Source organism: Paenibacillus sp. J22P143 (assembly GCF_059692035.1).
This window is the reverse complement of sequence record NZ_JCAUAQ010000010.1, coordinates 84800-105142: the sequence shown is the minus strand read 5'-3', so window position 1 is coordinate 105142 and position 20343 is coordinate 84800. Positions and strand designations below refer to the sequence as shown.

Here is a 20343-nt window from a genome sequence, read left to right as displayed (position 1 = left end):
AGTTGAGATTATGCAGGTACTTGACAGCCGCAAAAAACGAGCCCCAATGGGCTCGCTAGTTTGGATTTGCAATTGTAGACTCACACTTCCCTACTTGAACAACTTCCAGCTCGGCCTTCCGCGACGGGTAGCTTCCGATGTGGAAGGCTTGCCAGCAGCTAATGCCAAAGACGAGCATGGCCGTAACGAACCAGCCACGTATACCGAAATGAGCAACAATAACACCGCCGAGTAATGGCCCGGACAAGCAGCCTAAAAACATCCAGGAATTCACCATAGCGAAGGTCTGCCCCTCCATCCCCTTACGGGCTAAGCCACGCACCTGGGCTTGAATGTTGGGCATCATGCCTGCTACGCACAGACCGAGCAGAAACCTACAAACAAGTATGAGCGGATAAAGATGCGTCACAGCATGCAGGGCACATAAGAGGAACGCAGTACTGGTCGCTATTTTCAGCAACAATAGAGGTCCTACGCGATCGGAGAGCATGCCCAGCAACGGTGAGAAACCGATAACTGCAAGCGATGTCGCCGATAAGGTAATGCCGAGCAGCCATTGATCGTTGAGAAAGGTAAACGTATGCGTGGATTGCCGCACGTAGTAAGGGATAATTGGATTCGTCCCGACCAGCGCGAAATTAATGCATAAGGCGCTGAGCAATAGAGAGGGGAGCGGCTTCATCCGCCAAATGCGCTTCCAATCGGACAGCAATGTGCTTCGTTCCATTTTAGAAACAACAGGGGTGCGGGGACCTTCTTTGACAAAACATAGAACGCTAACGGTCGCAAGTAAAATACAGATACTCATGGCCGGATACGAGCCTTGTACTGTGTAGAAGGATAGCAATGTTGAGGCGATCAACGGTCCGATTAACGAACCGGTCTCGCCCATCATCTGCATCGTGCCGGCGGAGACGCCGACTTTGTTTTTGGCAGCGCCAATCAAGATCAGCACCATTGTGAATGGCAGGATGCCGGTAAAACAGCCCTGCGCCAATCGCAGCAGCGCCAACTGCCAAGGCTCGTTGGCAAGTGACATGCATGCCGTTACGAGAGTCATACCAAATCCCGACCACAACATGACAGGCTTTCGTCCATACCGATCCCCGATACGTCCGAGGAAAGGCATCAACAGCATCATGATCATGAAATTGGCCGAGAAAATCGCGCCTGACCATATGTAAAGGGAATCCCCACTCACATGCCCAACATCCTGAAGAAAGCTGGGCAAGAGGGGAACGAACATACCGTGTGCGGTTGATACAAGCAATTGTACAGAAAGCAACGCTGTAAACTGCCGATTCCACGGGTCCATGGCGTTAGAAAGAACCTTCGATAATGCTTTCATTCAGCGCATCCACGGGATAATTCGCCTTGCGATGGGCCTCCACCTCAGGGGATACAACCGCTTGATTACCAGCTTGTGTTGATACGGACATATTCATCATTTCCTTTCCGAATAGGCGAAGCACCTTTATTTTAAAAGCCACTGATTGAGATCAAAATCCTTCTCCGCCAGCTTCTCTTCCACTAGAAATTTCTTCGTTCCATCAAGCAGCTTCACACCATCGTCCTTAAAATTAACATCTTTGATCGTCTCGATCGGTGTAACCTTCTTGTTCAATTCCGGTGTGAAGCCATTCAGTTGGGATAGGAATTGATAATATTCATCCGGTTTGGATTGCAAATCCTTGAGCGCTTTCTCCCTAGCTGCATTCCACACCTTTGGGAAATCAGGGAATTTCTTCAGGTAGTCCTCGGAGACAACCGTAACGCTACCTCCGATCAAATTCGGATGCTTGGAGGCATCATCAATCAATGGAAAGCCATTCTCAATTTGTTTCAGAGCAAAGATCGCGCTGTTCGTCATAGCGTCCACTTCGCCACGAGACAGAGCTGCTTCACCATCAGGGCGCAGCATATGGATGAACTTTACGTCGGGCACATTTTGTTCCTTCACAAGTCCGGCAATATAGCGGTGCATGAAGGAGCCTTTTTGAATCGCGATTGTTTTGCCTTTCAAATCAGCAATCGTTGTTGGACCGCCCTTTTTCCCGATTAAATAACCAATATTATCTGTTGTGTTCTGCGTAATAGCCCTCGTCTTCGCGCCAGTCGAACGAGCAAGAAGCGCTGGCGTATCACCCAAGCTGCCGAAATCCAATCTACCGCTGATCAACGACTCGCTTTGGTCAGGTCCGTTAGGGAAAGCCACGGGCTTGATCTCGGTGATGCCGTACTTTTTGAGCTCCTCTTGAATAATCCCTTTATATAAGCCCCAACCCTCTGCACCACCTGGAAAATTCAGCTTGTTCGTGCCAATGTAGCCATAGTTGATCACCGCTGGCGGTTGCACTTTGTCGGCTCCGCCATCTGCTGCTGCGCTGGCCCCCGCTGTCTTCGCTCCTCCGTCGGAATTACCACATGCCGCTAGGAAAGCAACCATTGCCGCTAAGATAATCATCAAATGTGTGGTACGGAAAAGTCCGAATCCCCTTTTACTTTGCTTCTGTCTCTCTCTCATCTTTCATTCTCCTTTCATTTTGGACAACAACAACTTCAAATACATTTACCCGATGGATGTTCGCTTCGCTAATTCATACATATAGGGATGCTCAGCGACTGGCTTACGCCCTTTCCCCCAACCGACTTTCTCCCGATAACCGCCAAATAATCCTTGCTCATCGAGGATCTCCTCACTTACAAGCATTAATCCCTCGGCATCAGGCGCCACATAAAGCGCATCCGCCGGGCAGTACAGCTCGCACATGAAGCAGGTTTGGCAGTCGCTTTGCCGAGCAATGACGGGGATGCCATTTTCCACGCGATCAAATACATTCGTCGGACACACCGACACGCACAGGTTACACGAAACGCATTTGGACTCGCTGACTAACTCAATCATGGGGTAACAGCCTCCTTGTTCACTTCAGCCTTTTGCGTCCACACCTGATCCAGACCTCCGCTAATTAAACGGTACCCTTGCTCAGCATCGATATTCGGGAAATCCTCACGCTTATGCATACCTCTCGTCTCGGTACGCTCACGCGCCGAGTTGTACATAAGGCGGGCCGTCGCTGTCATAGCTGCTGCTTCACGATGACGAACACCTGCCAGATCTAACGTCGTCACACGTTCTCGCAGATCGTTCCAGAGTCCATCAAGACGATTGATCGAACCCTCCAACCCTTTCTGAGTACGGAATAAATTGCGGTCATACGGCATGACTTCCTCTTGTACCGCTTGAATGGCTTCGCTTGTTTTGCTTAAAATCTGACCTGATCCCGACTTCGTGAAGGTTGTCGTTGAGACACTTTTGAGCTGACGATGGGTCGCTCTATCCCCAAGATCCTTAGCAAATTTCGCGGCACCTTCCCCTGCAAATGAACCAGAAGACATCGCCCAAGCTGCATTATGACTGCCGCCGCCTGTGAATCCTCCACAGATTAACTCACGAGTCGCTGCATCACCTGCGGCATATAGACCAGGGACAATCGTCGAGCATTGCTCATCCACGATGCGAATCCCGCCCGTTCCGCGTACCGTGCCTTCTAAGCGAAGGGTAACTGGGAATTTATCTTTGAACGGATCGATCCCGAGTCGATCGAATGGCAGGAAAAAGTTCGTCTGATTCACACGCAGTAGTGGACGAATGTCTTCCGGTGCTTGATCCAAGCTAGCGTAAACTTGACGGCCTTGAAGTAAATTCCGCGCAATGATTGAGCGTCCCCGTTGTGACCCTGCTCCTTCCACAATCGATCCGTCCTCATGGTAGAAGGATGCGTAGCGGTAGTAGGCTGTTTTGGTTACGGAAGAGAATGTCGGGCAGATCGCGTAGGCGTTGGAGAATTCCATCCCCGAGAAATCGGCGCCCGCTTCAGCCGCCAATAAATAGCCATCCCCCGTCAACACGTTCGTACCTAAGGCTTTGCTTAAAAAGGCACATCCACCCGTTGCGATTACCACCGCTCCGGCATGTACCGTCCAGGTTTGGCCGCTTTGCGTTCTCACGCCTGTCGCGCCACCCACGCCATGCTCATCGGCAAGCAATTCGAGCACGGGACTGTGATCGAGGATTTTTACAGCTGCCTTTTGAACCAATTTACGCATCAGCTTCATGTATTCGGGTCCTTGCAACCCGCGCTTATAAGGATCGCCGAAATCATCCTTCGGAAACGGATACCCCAAGGAACCAAGCTTGTTCATATTCGCATAGGTGCGATCGAGCACCCGGTTCATCCAAGGCACCTCCGCCAGCTTGCCTCCCAGCAAATAACGACTCTGTCTAGCTTCCTCACGCAGCTTCTCGTCTGGCTTGATGTACCAAACCCCTGTGCCCGATGGCGCCGTTGCCCCGCTCGTTCCACAATAGCCTTTATCCACCAAGATCACTTTGGAGCCATTCGTTGCAGCCGTTAATGCCGCCCATGTTCCCGCAGGACCTCCGCCAATCACCAGCACATCTGCAGCGAGCCGCAATTCATTCTCTTCCAAAATCTTTGCCATAAACTTGACCTCCTCTAAAATGTCATTGGAACAAAAAAGAGGCATCCCTAGGTAGGAATGCCTCCGTGTGTACGGTTGGACAGGGTATGCAATTATATGCCGATAAAACCAAGTTGTTTACTAAGATTAAGAACATAGTAGCACCGTATTTCAAAGCCGTCAACCCTATTCTAAGTAATTTCCAAGTGATCCGCTAACCTTGGAAGCTGTCTCGCCAGCTCAGCCATCTTCTTTCCAACCAACGGACAAGCGAATCTACAAGCTTACCGATCACCGCAAAAATAATGACCCCTACGAAAATGAGCTCCGCGCTTGAATTTTGTTTGCCATAATTAATGAGGAAGCCAATCCCTTCCTGTGAGCCGATTAGCTCTGCTACAACGAGACCGAGCCAAGAAATCGCCACCGATAAGCGTAAGCCCAAGAGGATGCCCGGCAAGGAAGCTGGGAGAATCAAGCGGAATATCTGTTTCGTTTTGCTAAAATCCAATACCTTCGCGACCTCAAAAAATTTGTAATCAACACTCCGAATCCCCAGAAAGGTGTAGATGTACATCGGGAAAAAGGCACCGCTCGCGATGATAACGATCTTGGAAACCTCGCCAAAGCCGAACCAAAGAATAATTAACGGGGCGATCGCTAGATGCGGAATCATGCGCAGCATTTGAAAAGAGGGATCTAGCAGAACTTCCAGCTTTTGAACAAAACCAACGAAAAAGCCGAATATCAGTCCAATCGAACCACCTATCAGAAAACCAATGATAGCTCGTTGCAGGGAAATTCCTAAATGCTGCGCAAGCTCACCCGAAGCGATTAATGTGCGAAACTCAGCTGCGATCTGCAGCGGTGTCGGTAAAAAGGAAGGCGAGAACAGCCCCAAATCCCCCGAAACCTGCCAGATGACCAACAGTAATAACGGCACGATCGAGCCAATAACGAAATCGTTCACTTTCTCCCACAACCATTTGATCCGAACAAGCTCTAGCTTCTGCATTTTCGATTTTTCCATGCCTTGTGCTGCCTGGCTCAGTGCTTCGACACTATTGCTCATACCTTCTCCCCCTTCAGCATTTCATTAGCGGCCTTTGTAGCTGTCTCGCCAGCTCAGCCATTTGCGTTCAAGCAGCCTTACGCCAGCATCTGCCACGATCCCGAAAACAGCAAAGATGAGAATCCCAACGAAGACAACGGGTGTTTTAGAAAATTGACGAGCATCCGACATCATATAACCGATTCCGGACGTCGATCCCATTAATTCAGCCACGACAAGCCCCAGCCAGGAGACACCCAATGAGATGCGAATCCCAAGTAAAATATGAGGGAGCGCCGCAGGGATCGTTAATCGGACGGTTTGCTTCCATTTGCTAAATCCTAGCACGCGCGTTACATCAAATAGCTTGTTATCCACGCCACGAATACCAAGAAAAGCATTGATATATAGAGGGAAGAACGCGCCTTTGGCAATAAGTAGAATTTTGGCCGTTTCTCCGATACCGAACCATAGAATAAATAAGGGCGCGATGGCCAAATGGGGCACCATGCGAAGCATTTGAACCGTAGGATCTAACGCTTTCTCCGTCCTGCGAAATAAACCGACAAGAATACCGAAAGCAAGACCTAACGAACCTCCTAGAACGAATCCGGATAGCGCACGCAACACACTGATTTGGATATTATCGTAGAGCTCACCCGTTTGGATCAGTCGAATACCTGCGTTAAAAATGCGAATCGGCGTTGGAAACAGCAAGGATGAAATCACGCCTAGTTGGCCTAATACTTGCCAAGCAAGCAGAACGAGTATGGGTACCAGTGCACCTAGTAGGGCTCGATTTACCCTGTGTTTGAATCGCAGTTGATGGGCAGTAGCTAATTGACCTTGTTGCACGCTCATGAGAATCCCCCCTTCTCCTTAAATACCTGAGCTATCTATCAATTCCAGTTCTTCAATTTTCTCGAATTCACTGAGTACCTTGAGGCGCAGCTCCTGAAAAGACGTCGTCGTCTTCTTTCTCGGAATCGGCAAATCGATAGGTACGATGTTTCTTATGGCGCCAGGCCGCGGTTTGAGGATCACGACACGATTGGCCAGATAGATCGCCTCATCAATATCGTGCGTGACGAAAATCATCGTTGTTTTATTTTTTTGCCAAATATCGATCAACACTTCTTGCATGTGTGTACGCGTAAAAGCATCCAGCGCACCGAACGGCTCGTCAAGCAGCAGCACCTTCGGGTTTCTCAGCAGGGCTCTCGCAATCGCCACACGCTGCGCCATCCCGCCAGACAGCTCTCTCGGGAACGATTTCTGGAAGCCATCTAAGCGGACGAGTTCAATCAGTTCATCCACTTTCTTACGAACCACCGGGTCTCTTAATGAGAGGTCGGCTGCGATATTTTTCTCTACCGTTAACCACGGGAACAACCTCGGCTCTTGGAAAATAAAGCCCTTATCAATGCCTGGACCTTGAATGACCTGACCGCCAAGTCGGGCCACCCCAGTATGCGCCACATCCAGTCCAGCGATGATTTTGAGCAGCGTGCTTTTGCCACAGCCACTGGGACCAATGACCGTAATAAATTCACCTTCTCTCACTTGCAGGTGGATATTGTGCAACGCTTGAACTGCCCCTTTACTGGAGGGAAATGTTTTGTACACATGCTCGAGTTTCAACAACGGTTCGCTCATCGGGTTCAACTCCTTTTCAAAATGAGAACAACTTATCCATTCTTATGTGAAAATAAAAAAAGACACTTTTCTCTCGAAAGAGAATAGTGTCTCCGTTCATACGGTGGTCACATTTCCAGAGTACCACTCCACAATAAACTTCGTCAATGATAATTTATTATATTCCTATAAGTTTTATCGGATATAGGGAACTACATTTACAAAACTTGGTTCTGCTTGTTCTGACTTGTCAGGAGGCATGATCTTACTTATATCTTCACGCTTCACAACATATGTCTTGGCTAGCATATCCCCTAGGCGTTGACGATCATACATCTCGATCTTTCAATGACCCGCATGCTCCTCCCGCATTCCAATCACTTGATTGCCTGTTAAGCATTGCTCGAACATATCAATGATGGCTAGAAAGCGCTCTGCCTCACGGAAGACGTGATCCGCTAGCAAGGGATGGATAATGCTCTTGATTTTGCAAGCTTCAATTAAATCACGGGCTGTCTTTTTGAAATCACGAAGCGCAACGACGGAGACACGATTCTGGTCGAGGAACTGGTCCAAAAGCGGGTCGGTTTGGGATTGAGGCCTCATCCCGCTCAAATCAATGGCTTGGAAGAGGAGTTGGTCAAAATCATGGCTAAAATTCCGCGCCTGTTCCACTAGCTGACGTTCAGATGGGTCCAGCAGGTGACCGATAAACTTGGCGTGATCCGCCATAATGCGCAAAAAGAACACATTTTCATCAATAATCGCGTCAGGTAATGGCTCTAATCGTCCCGAATTTAGTTCTTGTAATCGGTTCCTAAAATAGTTAGCTTCACGACTCGTGTGGTCGACCAATAACGGAAAATTGTTGCCACCTGGGAGCTTGCATTGAATGATGAGTCCGAGAACTTTCCTTTTGAACGCCCAAATATGTGCGACGGCCGCAGACACTTCCGTATTGAAGCGTCGAATTTGTTCAGGATCCGTCAGCGCGGTATAAGCATGGGATCGACCCTCGATATGCTCAAAAATATGATAATAATGATTCGCTTCTTGAATAAGCTGCGTGTCCTCACATCGAAAGCCCAGTTTGAGAAATAACGAATGTTCCTTCATAATACGTGACCAGAACCGGACCTCATCCAATGAACGCATCACGAACTCATTTGACAATTCGAGCACTCTCCTCACCATGATGTTCTCCTATCCCATTTATAATGAGTGAAGGTCCGTTATATGCACGATTCGAGGAACATAGAAGAATAACCTGAGTCCAGTTGATTGGATTCAGGCCTCTATTTCGTTTAGGCATACCATTGCAGCAAATCATCAATGATTTGATTCTGACCGTTGGGTGCCCAGCTCATACTGATCCAATTCGGAATCACACGTGTCTGGTTGTCCCGCACTGCCTTCATCGCTTCCCAGGAGGTTCCCTTCAGCACACCCGAATATAGGGCAGTTTCGTCGGATGGCTTCAGACGTTTATCAACAAAGAGATAATCCGTTTCAAATGGAGGCATGCTCTCGTGAGCGTACTCCTTCGTCCTTTCGTTTAAAGGCACACAGCTACCAGGCTTCAAACCAAGCTCGGCGTACAACAGATTACTTAACGGGTGGTCCACCAGCCCTTGTACACGAATTTTCCGACTGTATAATCGGATTAAGGACACACTGCTAATGCCAATCGTGTCCTTTAATTGGTCTCTCGCAAGCTTTACCCGAAGATCCAATTGACTAAGCGTTTGCTGCGCTTCCTTTTCCCGTCCGACCAATTCCGCAATTCTCATCACATTCACACGCCAATCCATCGTGAAATCAACCATGACGGTTGGCGCTATTTGCTTTAACTGGTCGTGGATCGGAAGATGCCTGTAATCCGCAATGATTAATTCCGGCCGGTAATTACGCAGCTCCGCTAATTGAGTCTGAATGCGCCTTCGATTCTCCTCGATGCCTAATTCCAAATGGCGATACCCATTCAATTCAAACGCGTCCTCCACACCAAGGGATTGCAAACAATCCTTATATCGAAAGCAGGAAGCAACGGCGACCTTCAATTGTCTCCTTTTTACATACATGGTTGGAGATATACCTACGTTGCTCTTAAACATCCGGCTAAAATAAAACTCATTCCCGAAGCCTACCGCGGTTGAAATATCTTTGATCGAGGGATCGAGCTGTTGTAAAAGCTCCTTCGAAGAATCAATACGAATGTGATTTAAATATTCGACAGGGGACATCTGCTTCGCTTTCTTGAAGCTCCTTGAATAGGAGGTTGGCGTCAATCCCGCGATGTCTGACAATGTTTCCATTTTGATTTTCTGATTAAAATGTTTATACATATACGTAATGGTTTGATCAATCCCTTTAGACGCATCCTCAAATTCAATTGCATCTGGCTCTTCCTGCGACATCGCCTGGATGAGACTTTGAAATTTGAGCTGTACGCTAGGATCCTTAACTGACTTCGTTCTGCTATCCTCATAGAGCAGCTCGATCTGTTCAAGATGCTGTTTCCCCTGTTTTACTTGAAGCTTGCCCGTCTGAAAGAGCGCGGGATCAGATGCCGCCTTGGTACAAGTCCAGTTTCCCTTCCGTTTGGAGAATGTTACCTGTTTAATGATCATAACGTAAAATTCTATGAAATCTGATTCGAGCATTACTTCTATTGGCTTGTTTGGTGTGAGAAAAAAGGTCTGATTAGGCTTGATCGTTAAGGCTTGATTATCCATACAGAGAATGCCCTTACCTTGTGTCACAACAAAGAGCATCTCTCCAGTGATATTTTTTTTTTGCAGCGTATTCCGCTTGTGGAACCGACGCTTACGTATGGATGTGAGCACGAGAAGGGTATAGTCCTGTCCTTGCATCGGCAACATGTGCGGCTTCACCCCTTTTAATTATTGATAACGATAATCATTATCAGTAAATTCATTATAAATGGTATCCATTTATTTGAAAAGGGGTATTTGCGGGGTAGTGGGTACCCTTAAAGAGAAAATAGCGCTATGCCATAGCGTTATTCTCCTTTCTATAACACTTTCAGGAGGAATAAGATGATGGCATAACGCTATTCCTAAGTATAAATGAAATATGAGCCTGAGCCTGTAAAGGGAGAATAGCGCTGAAATTCAACAAGCGCGACAAGTCCCGTACTTACCTATTTCCGCCAAAACGTCGAACAATCTGCCTTATCCAGCATATTGAACTCGATCATTTTCTCAAGCAAGGAGAAATCAACTGGACTCTTCCACGGGATACGTACCAACTCCTTGGTATGATCGTAGCCAGCTTGCACAATATCATCCGAAAAACGATTAATTCCTGCCTTCTCGGGGGCAACAGCCATATGTTGTTTGGCTACGCTAAAGCCAATAATAAATGTGCCGTGATCGGAAAACATAGGTTGATTCCACGCAATTTTCGGCTCTAAACTTGGAAATTTCTTAGTTACCCACGTCAAAACTTCTTCCGTTCGGTCCCGATGAGCCGGGTTATCGATACGCGTTAAAAATTCTTCGAAAACTTCCATGTTTCTTCCTCCTAAAAGTTCATCCCTTATTTTACCACATACAGAAAGGTGAATTAAAGCACCGCACCAAACATGGTATGATACTAGTTATAACGTACAAACAACTGCTTCAGGAGGTATTTCATTTGAAAAAGTGGATGATGGTTAGCGGCTGTTTATTGATACTGCTTGGGTTTTGGTGGTTATCCCCTAAACCATTTGCCTACTTCGTTAAAGGAAACAACATTGTAAAAATCACTATGCGACATGGCGGATCAGGTTTATTTTATGAAACTCAAGATCCAGAACTTATCGGACGTTACACACAGACAATGCAAAAAGTAAAGTTTAGACGAACATTCTCCCTGGGCTGGTGGGTGGGATCTTCAGGACTAAAACTATACGATATCAAAGGCAATCTATACACAATAACGGGAAATCCCCACGGAACCTTCGAAATCAACGGAAAAAGATATAAGACTACAAACAACATCGATGAGGAACTCCAACAATTTTACGTAGACTTCTTAACAGACAAACATGTAATTACAGGCAAGTAAAGAAAAAAGTCGCAGCTATGCGACTTTTAAGTATATAGACGCTTATCACCCGACAAGCCCGTTACACATCCAGCAAATCGTTAAAGATACCTCGGAACTGTTCAGCCACTGATTCAGCACCTTCCTCCAGCTCTTCGCAGCTGAAATAATAACGGTGATGGGACTCATCCATATCCATCATATCTGATAAGAGTCCGCTAAAGCCACGCGCTCTGCGGTCAAATTCCAGGAGGACCTCAACCCCGTTTTCATCCGGGTAGAATACAAGCTCCAGCTCATCAACGGAGCTGCGATATTCGCCATTTGGATAGGGTACAAATTCAAAGTTTTGAATAAATGGCAGGTGATAATCACGTTGCGGATAATATTCGTTCTCTGCTTTATGTAAATGAAAGCCCAATTCCTCCAGTGCTTCAAAAATCACCGAGGTGTGCGGATGAGCCAGAACTTCAATATTATCACGATCCGATGGATCAACCGCATTGTCAACATCCATGCCTGTACGAACCCAGATCGGGCTTACGCCAATCGAAATGGGTGTCTCATGCGGCAACACGAAATGAAAAGGAATTTCGATCGATTCTCCCGGTTCAAAAACAAAACTTTCCCCCAACAGGATGTTGGCTATCACAACCGTTTCTCTGTGCATACGATTCGAATCGTTATCATCGGGCTTGAGATATTCTGTCATAATTTGAAAATAGATTTTGTCCACTTTCTGCTCTATACTGCCGCCTTTGGCAACAATGACGCCCTCTACCAGCTCGCCTGGAACGAAGGCCTCCGTATGGAACTGCGTATCGATTTCAATGTTCCCGATCCCTACTTTAGCCATCATTTTCTTAAAAAAAGACATACTTATGCCTCCTCATCCTCATAATTAAGAATAAAAAATCTCTCGTTAAATGGAATTGATCCCTATCTTTATACGCGATTGGCTCAATTGCGGTTTCAGTATGTGATAGACTGCAGCTTATTTCCCACTCCTGCTAGAAGCACGAATTCATGTGAAACCACTTGTGCTTCTCATCGTATCAGTACATATAAGAATGACAAGGAGGAAATTTACACATGACCATGTTCAAACGAATGCTCGCGAGTGTCGGGATCGGCGCAGCCCAAGTAGACCTAATGCTCCATCAAGATGAGGTGAACGCTGGGGATATGATCAGCGGCGTCGTCCGGATTCAGGGGGGACGCGTGGATCAGCAGATCGATGATGTTTACGCCTTCGTCATGACACGTTACTTGAAGGAACAAAACGATACAAAAATACAAGTGGAAGCCGCCGTGGCCAAGTTCCAGCTTACGGGGAAATTTACTGTTGAGGCGGAGCAGGTTTATGAGTTCCCCGTCTCGTTCGAGCTTCCAGCCATTACGCCAGTGACGAGGGGAAGAACCCCTGTTTGGATACAAACCGGACTTGATATTAAAGAAGCGATTGATCCGAAGGATACTGATCAGCTTCAAGTAAGTCCACACCCACATTCCGCGGTTATTCTGGAGGCTGTCGAAGAACTTGGATTCCGGCTCCGCGAGGTGACATGTCAATACGCACCGGCATATGGAAGAATGAACGGATTGCCCTTCGTTCAAGAATTCGAATTTGTTCCCACTTCGCAATTCCGGGGCCAACTGGATGAATTGGAAATTATCTTCTTTCCAGATGAGAGCGGTGTCGAGTTGCTGCTGCAGATCGATCGCAAAGCGCGCGGGCTAGCCGGTCTGTTCGCAGAAGCGACGGGGATGGATGAGAACTTTGTAAAGGTACGGTTCGACCGCAATCAATTAGCTTCAGGAACGGACTATGTTGCCGGTGAGCTGGCCGATTTGATCCGCAATTATATATAAGACTTCAGAAGCCTTTCCCAATGCGGAGAGGCTTCTTTATAAACTAACAGTGAGGGTGAGAAAAATAAATGAAGAAATGGATGCTATTCCTATTCATTCTTTCAACTATGATGTTAAGTGCGTGTTCATTATTCGAGAAAGCAACTAATTCAATAGATTATGCAAATCAAGCGACTGAACACATCAATAACTTGAGTAATTTTGCAGCACAAGCACCTCAAATGATGAAAGATGCCGCTACGAATCCAGAGACAAAACAGGAACTTGAAACTCAATTAAACAAATTAAAAAAGGAAATATAACAATTTAACCTAAGCAGTGTCCCTTCGATTGCAAAGGATCTCCATCAACAATTGGTAGACAAAAATAAAATACTGTTAGATGAGATCAATAATGTGCTTGTGAATGGTCATTTGGCACTTGATAACCTTCAAAATTCTCAAATAATCACTACAATTAGTGATATTACAAGCTTCATCAATCGAATTAAAAATTTAGGCGCTTAAAAACTTCACCGATATGTGGCGTTTTTTCACTTTTAATAGTCCCCTACATGGATAGACAGCAACTTGCCATCTTTCTTAGATTCCTTATAGGTTATTGGCAACATTCCGTCCGGGAACGGCACCTCGAGCCGGTGAACACGGGTCTTCTCGTCGCTTTGGTCCAAGAGTTCTTTGGCTTCATACCCTCCCTGAACACCAGCTTTTGACAATAGCTCCAGGGTCTTCTGCAAGCTGACACCTTGATATCGGTCACGCAAGTTGTTGGTCCACGTCACGTTGTCCCAGTCAGGAGCTTTCACGTCTACACCAGCCTGACGCATCGTTTCTAAAAGTTTACCGACCATGCGGCCATCTCCTTCCTGCAAGGCACAAGCAAGAGCAAGGTAAGCTCGGTTAAGTGTTGTAATGTCATTTGCTTTGTTTTTCGCGGCCAGCAATTCGAACAGATTCTCCGCACGCTGATCTTCGGTGAACCAAAAAAAGTGAAAATCCAACGGATTCATCTGGCTTGTTCCCGGAATCAAATACCTTCCGTCATCCGAAACTCGGAATACATTGGCGATATCAAAGCGCGTTGGGTATTGCATGACAAATATATGCTTACCCTTCTCACTTACCATAATTTGAATGGACAATGGCTCGCGCGGCTGCTCCACTCCGGGCAGGATCGAAGAAGAACCATTCAAACTGGAGTAGTAGATGCTGCCATCCTTAGCTGTCTCCTTGACAAGTCGATACATGAGCTGGCTTGTGTGCATGATCGGCTGCACATCGGTATGGATTGAATTCCCATTTCGATTGCTGATTTCTTCATTTAGCTGCCATGTAATGTCGGCTATCCCACGCAGTTCATCAGGCATCCGTTCGGATAAATCGGGGAGCCTTATATCCATACGGTAATCTTTCGTCTGCCACTCATAAGTTGTATACCTATGTTCCGATGCATAGAATACGTCTGAGAAGCTATTCATGTAGAAGATACCGTCTAGCTGCTTTTTACTACCAAATTCAAACGCACTTAAGTGCCTGCCATTAGCTGCAAAAATACCTGATGCGACGAGTACCGGCACGAGCAGCAACGTCATCGCGTTTCCCCATCTCCGAGTATGGACCTCGCCGAATGGCAGATCGGGAGCCTGTTCGCCGTCCAGTCTTAGCTTCACAGACAGCTGTCTCATAAGCTCGCCAATCAGCAAGGTTCCAATGCAGGCGTAAGCGAGCAAAGGTACCGCATACCCCCAAGGAGGTGTCAGTGACCGTAGTAGGCTGACAATTAGCGTGCAAAGCATGGCAAACAATGCAAGCGGCAGCAATGTGCCGAAATTGCGCCGAAATATGCGAGGCGCCTTCGCCAACGCATCACTGAAAGTGATATCTTGGAGGACAATCAGATACGGCGTAAGTGAATAAAACATGATAATAATCATCAATATGAGCCCTAATGGGAACAAGGCTGCAGCGAGGTAAACAGTCATCACGCCTACCACGCTTTGAAAGATCGACCATGCTATCATATCGCCGAAATACCTGCGTCCACATGCGATTAGCGGGACTAGCTTCCGATTCAGAACCCACCCTTTCAGACCGCCGAGGTACATGCCCCGGACAAAACTTTGTAATCCCATTAAAGCCGCCGATACCAGGAATGCCAAGATACCCCATGCCTGTGCCCCGACCTGAAGATACGTGTATGGGATTTTCAGATCCGTGAGCGACGGCATATATAATGGAATCGTTGCGTTAAACCCGCCGGTCCCCATAGACGCACCAGTTGACATTACTGGCGACTGCGAATATGGATATACGGAAAATCCAACATAAATGCCAAGACCGATTACAGCCGTGATGAGTACTTCAAACATCATCACCAAAACAATCAAACGTGTATATGCCATCGTTACCTCCTAGCAATCCGTGTTAAGTATTAATCAATATACTATTATTTTACATTTTTTAACACTCATTTTCATTGACGGCTACCAAAAAGCCCACGAATCCTAAAGCGATTCGTGGGCTAAATGATAGAAAATTATCTAGAATCAATAATGGTAAGCATCTCTTCCGCGAGTTTACGCGGTTGCTCGGTTGGAATCGATGCCGGATAGCCGACATGCAGCACACCAACGATTTTCTCGTCTGTCTGCAGGCCAACTACTTGCTGGAATCCTTCTTCATAGTTATAATTATTCGTTTTCCACACAACGCCCAAACCTTGTTCCCAGGCAGCTAGTTGGAAGTTTTGGATGAGGGCACAGATCGCGCCATAGTCTTCATCCCACTGCTTTTGACGTGGGTCTTCCTTCAGAATCACAACGAGATGAGCGGGTACCTCCAGGAAATACTCCCATTTGCGTTTCCCATGTTTCTCTCTCATTTCTTCATCATCATAGGATTGGAGCATCGCATCAGCCAATATCTCGCGTCCCTCTCCTTTATATAAAATGAACCGCCAAGGCTGTCTGTTCCCATGGTTGGGTGCCCATACTGCTACATTCAGCAGCTCGAGCAACAACGCGTCCGAAACGGGATCCTGTTTGAACTCGCGAATCGTTCTTCTATCTTTAATTACAGCGGCTACGGCTCCCAATGATTTAACTTCGGATGAGTTCATGGCTTGCTTCCTCCTTCGTCTTCTTAGCTTCGAACTTGTCAGATTTTCGTCCCTTCCCTTTCGGAATGCACATCGGCGTACCGAAAAAGGGGTCCCCAATAATTTCACATTCCATGCCGAACACATGCCGGACAAGTTCCGAATTGATAACATCCTCTGGCTTTCCTTGAGCAAAGACGGATTTATTTTTGATTGCTACAAGATGATGCGCATATCGGCAAGCAAGATTGAGATCATGGAGAACCATGACAATTGTTCGTTGTTCGCGTTCATTTAATTCAAACAACAGATCCAAAATATCGACTTGGTGAGCCATATCCAAATAGGTTGTCGGTTCATCCAACAGGATGGTCGGGGTCCCTTGCGCGAGAGTCATCGCGATCCAAGCTCGCTGACGTTGTCCACCGGACAAGGAATCGACTGCCGTTTCGGCGAATTCTGTCATTTTGGTAACCGCTAACGCCTCATTCACATAACGCTCATCCTCATCGGACCACGCTTTAAGCCAATTCTGATACGGATATCGTCCTTGTTTGACCAACTGGAATACCGTTAACCCTTCCGGGGCAATCGGACCTTGCGGCAAAATGGATAGACGCTTCGCGATCTCTTTGGTCGGAATCTCCGCGATATGCTTGCCATCGAGTATAATTTCACCCTGAGCAGGCTTCAATAATCGTGCCATTGCACGAAGAAGTGTTGATTTCCCGCAGCCATTTGAACCGATCAATACGGTAATCTTTCCTTTGGGCATGGAAAGATTCAAACCTTCGATAATATTTTCGTTGCCATAGGTCAAATTTAGATTTCTGGTCACTAAGGTTGGCATTCTCTTCACTCCTATCTTGCATTTCGCTTGGTGTACAGCAAATAGATGAAAAATGGCGCCCCCACCGCTGCCGTAAATACACCGACTGGCACATCCAACGGTAGAAAGAACGTCCTTCCCGCTAGATCAGCCAACATCACAATAGCACCTCCGAGTAGAGCTGATACGGGTAAAAGGCTGTCAAAGCTTGAGCCGACCCACTTGCGTGCCATATGCGGAGCGATTAAACCAATGAATCCGATCGCGCCAGCCACAGAAACAGCTGAACCGGCTAACCCCACGCTGATGAGCAGTAATAATAAGCGGTTGAACTCCACTGCACTTCCCGCACTTGCTGCCACATCATCCCCGAGCTGCCCGATATTCACATGGCGAGCTAAGAGAAACGCAAGTGGAATCAAGGTAACTGTCCACGGCAGAACGGTTAATACATTTTCCCAATTCGCCGCATAGACGGATCCTGTCAGCCATAAATACGCTGTGCCGGGATCGTTTTTCGGACTAAAGACAATCATCATTGTCGTCGCAGCCGACATGAGTGAGGACATCCCGATGCCCACCAGAATGAGCCGTATCGGTGTTACCCCTTTTTTCCAAGCGAGCACATACAAAATAATAGAAACAATCGCTGCGCCCAGCATGGCTGAGACCGGCAACCACCGAATACTGATCGCACTATTGAAATACGTGAGGAACGTGACTGCTGCCACCGACGCTCCGCCCGTTACCCCCATCATATCTGGCGATGCCAATGGATTACGAATGATCCCCTGCATGATCGCACCTGCTGAAGCCAGCGCAGCACCTACTAACATCGAGATGACGATACGTGGAAGCCGCAGCTTCTGAACGACCATCGCGTGATCTTCGGCGCCAATGCCTATCATGCTTTTGACAACATCAATTGGAGAAATGTACATTTCCCCCATCCCCGTGCTTACAATCGCGATAAGCGCACAAACCACGAGTAAAACTAGGGATATTAGTAATGCTTTTTTTTCCACTAAAAAAGAAATCTCACCGCGACCAAATCGCATCGGAACATGACCCTTCATGATTTGATAAGCCCCCTTCGCGCAATATAAATAAAGAATGGGGCACCAATGATGGCTGTCATGACGCCAACGGGCATTTCCTCTGGAATCATAATAAATCTTGCGGCTACATCTGCCAGAATCAGCAGGATCGCCCCCAATACAGCGCAATAGGGAATGACCCAACGATGATCAATACCAACGAAAAACCGGGAAATATGCGGAATGACAATGCCGATAAATCCAATTGGACCCGCGACGGACACGGAGGAACCCGCAAGTACGACAATCAGAAGGCCTGCGACTGATTTAATCCAAATTGTCTTTTGACCTAAGCCTTTGGCTGTATCCTCACCCATGAGTAGTAGATTCATATCCCGTGCGATGAACCATGCAGCTACCCAGCATATGGCCATAAAAGGGAACACCGTGATCAACATCTCAGGAGATCGTCCCGCAATGGTGCCCGTCAACCAGAACAAAACCGTGCTTAGCCCCTGTTGGTTCAGCACCAAGATGCCTTGTGTGAACGAGGAGAATAAAGCGGTCATGGCGGCGCCTGCCAGCACAATTTTGAGTGGCGTCAGTCCATCACGGCCAAAAGAGCCCAAGATATACACGGATAAGGCACCAACTGCCGCTCCGATAAAAGAAATCCACATCAGAGCTTGCATGGATGAAATTTGTAGGGCAACCGCTGCAAGAACAACGAACAACGTTGCTCCTGCATTGACCCCAAGAACACTGGGCGAAGCCAGCGGATTGCGGGTTAACGTCTGCATAAGCGTCCCCGCGATTGCTAAGCTGGCTCCGATAGCTGCTGCAATACAGGCTCTAGGCACGCGCGTTGTGCGAAGAATGATTTGCTCGTTGATATTCTCGTCGTAATGAAAAATGGAAGACCATGCCGTATGCCAGTCATACTGTGTCGCCCCAAAAAGAATGCTGGAGACAAAGCTGCCAAGCAGGATCAGGACCAATGTGAATAGTCCGGCGGTTCTCCCTATGCTCGTATTCATAAGATTCATGATGAAATCTCCTTGGAATCCACAAAGGAATGAACAAAGTGTTCATTCCTGAGTGTTTCAACTATTTGATATCAAAATATTTGTAGAGATCCTCTAGCATCGCTTGCGCTGCCATCGAGCCTGCGGCTAAGTTCCAAGTAATCGTGTCGACTTTAAAGTATTTGCCGTTCTTCACGCCCTTCAAGTTCTTCCAAAGCGGGTGAGACGTCCAGTCGTTCTGCGATTTCTCTACCGCAGGTTCACTTGCACTCAAGCGGGTAAGATCGAAGATGTAGTCGCCATCTAACTGCGACATTTGCTCTTTGGAAGTAAGGCTCACGACAATCTTACCATCCACGATTTGATCCTTCGGACGCGGCAAGCCAAGCTCCTTGAAGATCGTTCCTGCAAAGCCTGTTACATAGAAACGGGCACTGCCGTCTCTCTCAAAGCGGACAATCGATACTTCGGATTTCGCCAGTTTATCTCCGGCCTTTAGTTTAAACTCAGCAACTTTCTTATCCCAATCCGCTATGATCTTAGCGCCTTCTTCTTGCTTATAAAGGGCATCAGCGGCAATTTTCAGATTCGTTTTCCAATCGCCAATCTCTTCCGTAATGATCGTTGGAGCAATGCTTTCCAGTTGAGGGTAAATTTTTTCGTGACGAGCCTTAGTACCAATAATTAAGTCTGGTTTCAAAGCTACGATCGCTTCTACGTTCGGCTGTGTTTCTTCCCCTAGATTTTTGACACCTTCCATATTGGATCTCAAATAGTTGTACCATGGCTTCTCTTCCCATGACTCAACCGAACCGACTGGCTTGATGCCCAAGTGTGTAACAATATCCGTCATACCATTGAACAGGACGACAATCCGCTCTGGTTTTTTCTTCAAAGTCACCGTACCCATCGCATGCTTGATCGTTTTCTCTACCGCTGCTGCGGCTGTAGCCTTAGCGGCTTCTGGTGATGCACTTGCACTACTTGTACTGCTCGCATTTCCTCCTGTTGTTGAACTACCACAAGCCGTAACGGCCAATGCTAGTAACACCATGATCATCATTTTTAAAGCTTTCATCTGTTTCTTCCTCCTTGTACAGCAAAGCAAACACTGGTGATGAACAAGCCATCTATTTAGAATGCTGATGCTGACTCCTTATTTTTAATTGATAATAATTATCAGTCTCAATTATAAAGTGCTTAAATACCATTGTACATATCCGATTTTATCCGATTCATGGACTGAATTTGTCACGTGTT

At 47.0% G+C, this 20343-nt stretch carries 19 protein-coding genes and 1 pseudogene; 3 read left to right on the top strand and 17 right to left on the bottom strand.

What is annotated here, in order from left to right; genetic code table 11:
* Nucleotides 1-55: 55 nt before the first annotated feature.
* The 10 genes from AC58PQ_RS16195 to AC58PQ_RS16150 all read right to left on the bottom strand — a co-directional run bounded on the left by AC58PQ_RS16195 (nt 56) and on the right by AC58PQ_RS16150 (nt 10706).
* On the bottom strand, nt 56-1348 hold the full coding sequence (locus AC58PQ_RS16195) for an MFS transporter (protein WP_497243187.1): 1293 nt from the start codon (nt 1346-1348) through the stop codon (nt 56-58).
* 126 nt (nt 1349-1474) lie between these two features.
* Nucleotides 1475-2524 carry an ABC transporter substrate-binding protein gene (locus AC58PQ_RS16190; RefSeq protein WP_497243185.1) on the bottom strand — a complete coding sequence of 350 codons (1050 nt, stop codon included), beginning with the start codon at nt 2522-2524 and terminating at the stop codon, nt 1475-1477.
* Between the two features lie 45 nt (nt 2525-2569).
* Nucleotides 2570-2905 carry a 4Fe-4S binding protein gene (locus AC58PQ_RS16185; protein WP_497243183.1) on the bottom strand — a complete coding sequence of 112 codons (336 nt, stop codon included), beginning with the start codon at nt 2903-2905 and terminating at the stop codon, nt 2570-2572.
* Nucleotides 2902-4506: an FAD-dependent oxidoreductase gene (locus tag AC58PQ_RS16180; RefSeq protein WP_497243181.1), complete on the bottom strand. Its 1605-nt coding sequence runs from the start codon at nt 4504-4506 to the stop codon at nt 2902-2904. The genes AC58PQ_RS16185 and AC58PQ_RS16180 overlap by 4 nt, the downstream gene beginning before the upstream one ends.
* A 193-nt stretch (nt 4507-4699) precedes the next feature.
* Nucleotides 4700-5557, bottom strand: a complete 858-nt coding sequence (locus AC58PQ_RS16175; protein WP_497243179.1) for an ABC transporter permease — start codon at nt 5555-5557, stop codon at nt 4700-4702.
* Between the two features lie 24 nt (nt 5558-5581).
* Entirely contained in the window at nt 5582-6397 is an 816-nt protein-coding gene (locus AC58PQ_RS16170) for an ABC transporter permease (RefSeq protein WP_497243177.1), read from the bottom strand.
* A gap of 18 nt (nt 6398-6415) precedes the next feature.
* A complete protein-coding gene (locus tag AC58PQ_RS16165; protein ID WP_497243175.1) occupies nt 6416-7192 on the bottom strand; it encodes an ABC transporter ATP-binding protein in 777 nt (258 codons plus the stop codon).
* Nucleotides 7193-7516: 324 nt separating this feature from the next.
* Complete coding sequence (locus tag AC58PQ_RS16160; protein ID WP_497243282.1) at nt 7517-8326, bottom strand: DUF2935 domain-containing protein; 810 nt, start codon at nt 8324-8326, stop codon at nt 7517-7519.
* A gap of 149 nt (nt 8327-8475) precedes the next feature.
* The gene (locus AC58PQ_RS16155; protein WP_497243173.1) at nt 8476-10053 is read right to left on the bottom strand and encodes a helix-turn-helix domain-containing protein; all 1578 of its coding nucleotides are present in this window, start codon (nt 10051-10053) and stop codon (nt 8476-8478) included.
* 281 nt (nt 10054-10334) lie between these two features.
* Nucleotides 10335-10706, bottom strand: a complete 372-nt coding sequence (locus AC58PQ_RS16150; protein WP_497243171.1) for an iron chaperone — start codon at nt 10704-10706, stop codon at nt 10335-10337.
* A 125-nt stretch (nt 10707-10831) separates the two neighbouring features.
* Between AC58PQ_RS16150 and AC58PQ_RS16145 the strand changes: the two genes are divergently transcribed.
* Nucleotides 10832-11245 (top strand): hypothetical protein, encoded by a 414-nt coding sequence (locus tag AC58PQ_RS16145; RefSeq protein WP_497243169.1) that lies wholly within the window; start codon nt 10832-10834, stop codon nt 11243-11245.
* Between the two features lie 61 nt (nt 11246-11306).
* Here the strand turns inward: AC58PQ_RS16145 and AC58PQ_RS16140 are convergent, their stop codons facing one another.
* Entirely contained in the window at nt 11307-12101 is a 795-nt protein-coding gene (locus AC58PQ_RS16140) for a sporulation protein (protein WP_497243167.1), read from the bottom strand.
* 215 nt (nt 12102-12316) lie between these two features.
* Here AC58PQ_RS16140 and AC58PQ_RS16135 point away from each other — a divergent pair, with 215 nt between their 5' ends.
* Nucleotides 12317-13096, top strand: coding sequence for a sporulation protein (locus tag AC58PQ_RS16135; RefSeq protein WP_497243165.1), 780 nt, complete (start codon nt 12317-12319; stop codon nt 13094-13096).
* A 68-nt stretch (nt 13097-13164) separates the two neighbouring features.
* Nucleotides 13165-13602: pseudogene (locus tag AC58PQ_RS16130) on the top strand (DUF6376 family protein).
* 32 nt (nt 13603-13634) lie between these two features.
* Here the strand turns inward: AC58PQ_RS16130 and AC58PQ_RS16125 are convergent.
* The 6 genes from AC58PQ_RS16125 to AC58PQ_RS16100 all read right to left on the bottom strand — a co-directional run bounded on the left by AC58PQ_RS16125 (nt 13635) and on the right by AC58PQ_RS16100 (nt 20161).
* Nucleotides 13635-15497 carry a hypothetical protein gene (locus tag AC58PQ_RS16125; protein WP_497243163.1) on the bottom strand — a complete coding sequence of 621 codons (1863 nt, stop codon included), beginning with the start codon at nt 15495-15497 and terminating at the stop codon, nt 13635-13637.
* A gap of 134 nt (nt 15498-15631) precedes the next feature.
* Complete coding sequence (locus AC58PQ_RS16120) at nt 15632-16213, bottom strand: nitroreductase family protein (protein WP_497243161.1); 582 nt, start codon at nt 16211-16213, stop codon at nt 15632-15634.
* Nucleotides 16194-17042, bottom strand: a complete 849-nt coding sequence (locus tag AC58PQ_RS16115) for an ABC transporter ATP-binding protein (RefSeq protein WP_497243159.1) — start codon at nt 17040-17042, stop codon at nt 16194-16196. Before AC58PQ_RS16115 ends, AC58PQ_RS16120 begins: the two co-directional genes overlap by 20 nt.
* Nucleotides 17043-17053: 11 nt before the next feature.
* The gene (locus AC58PQ_RS16110; RefSeq protein WP_497243157.1) at nt 17054-18097 is read right to left on the bottom strand and encodes a FecCD family ABC transporter permease; all 1044 of its coding nucleotides are present in this window, start codon (nt 18095-18097) and stop codon (nt 17054-17056) included.
* The gene (locus AC58PQ_RS16105; protein WP_497243155.1) at nt 18094-19104 is read right to left on the bottom strand and encodes a FecCD family ABC transporter permease; all 1011 of its coding nucleotides are present in this window, start codon (nt 19102-19104) and stop codon (nt 18094-18096) included. The genes AC58PQ_RS16110 and AC58PQ_RS16105 overlap by 4 nt, the downstream gene beginning before the upstream one ends.
* Before the next feature lie 61 nt (nt 19105-19165).
* A complete protein-coding gene (locus AC58PQ_RS16100; protein WP_497243153.1) occupies nt 19166-20161 on the bottom strand; it encodes an ABC transporter substrate-binding protein in 996 nt (331 codons plus the stop codon).
* Between the last annotated feature and the right edge of the window lie 182 nt (nt 20162-20343).

What these genes read in the sequence shown, in the direction of transcription:
- AC58PQ_RS16185 (WP_497243183.1), bottom strand. Translation starts at nt 2,905, where the DNA reads ATGATTGAGTTAGTCAGCGAGTCCAAATGCGTTTCGTGTAACCTGTGC.
- AC58PQ_RS16155 (WP_497243173.1), bottom strand. Translation starts at nt 10,053, where the DNA reads ATGTTGCCGATGCAAGGACAGGACTATACCCTTCTCGTGCTCACATCC.
- AC58PQ_RS16150 (WP_497243171.1), bottom strand. Translation starts at nt 10,706, where the DNA reads ATGGAAGTTTTCGAAGAATTTTTAACGCGTATCGATAACCCGGCTCAT.
- AC58PQ_RS16110 (WP_497243157.1), bottom strand. Translation starts at nt 18,097, where the DNA reads ATGAAGGGTCATGTTCCGATGCGATTTGGTCGCGGTGAGATTTCTTTT.
- AC58PQ_RS16125 (WP_497243163.1), bottom strand. Translation starts at nt 15,497, where the DNA reads ATGGCATATACACGTTTGATTGTTTTGGTGATGATGTTTGAAGTACTC.
- AC58PQ_RS16180 (WP_497243181.1), bottom strand. Translation starts at nt 4,506, where the DNA reads ATGGCAAAGATTTTGGAAGAGAATGAATTGCGGCTCGCTGCAGATGTG.
- AC58PQ_RS16160 (WP_497243282.1), bottom strand. Translation starts at nt 8,326, where the DNA reads ATGCGTTCATTGGATGAGGTCCGGTTCTGGTCACGTATTATGAAGGAA.
- AC58PQ_RS16190 (WP_497243185.1), bottom strand. Translation starts at nt 2,524, where the DNA reads ATGAGAGAGAGACAGAAGCAAAGTAAAAGGGGATTCGGACTTTTCCGT.
- AC58PQ_RS16135 (WP_497243165.1), top strand. Translation starts at nt 12,317, where the DNA reads ATGACCATGTTCAAACGAATGCTCGCGAGTGTCGGGATCGGCGCAGCC.
- AC58PQ_RS16105 (WP_497243155.1), bottom strand. Translation starts at nt 19,104, where the DNA reads ATGAATCTTATGAATACGAGCATAGGGAGAACCGCCGGACTATTCACA.
- AC58PQ_RS16175 (WP_497243179.1), bottom strand. Translation starts at nt 5,557, where the DNA reads ATGAGCAATAGTGTCGAAGCACTGAGCCAGGCAGCACAAGGCATGGAA.
- AC58PQ_RS16140 (WP_497243167.1), bottom strand. Translation starts at nt 12,101, where the DNA reads ATGTCTTTTTTTAAGAAAATGATGGCTAAAGTAGGGATCGGGAACATT.
- AC58PQ_RS16165 (WP_497243175.1), bottom strand. Translation starts at nt 7,192, where the DNA reads ATGAGCGAACCGTTGTTGAAACTCGAGCATGTGTACAAAACATTTCCC.
- AC58PQ_RS16170 (WP_497243177.1), bottom strand. Translation starts at nt 6,397, where the DNA reads ATGAGCGTGCAACAAGGTCAATTAGCTACTGCCCATCAACTGCGATTC.
- AC58PQ_RS16195 (WP_497243187.1), bottom strand. Translation starts at nt 1,348, where the DNA reads ATGAAAGCATTATCGAAGGTTCTTTCTAACGCCATGGACCCGTGGAAT.
- AC58PQ_RS16120 (WP_497243161.1), bottom strand. Translation starts at nt 16,213, where the DNA reads ATGAACTCATCCGAAGTTAAATCATTGGGAGCCGTAGCCGCTGTAATT.
- AC58PQ_RS16100 (WP_497243153.1), bottom strand. Translation starts at nt 20,161, where the DNA reads ATGAAAGCTTTAAAAATGATGATCATGGTGTTACTAGCATTGGCCGTT.
- AC58PQ_RS16115 (WP_497243159.1), bottom strand. Translation starts at nt 17,042, where the DNA reads ATGCCAACCTTAGTGACCAGAAATCTAAATTTGACCTATGGCAACGAA.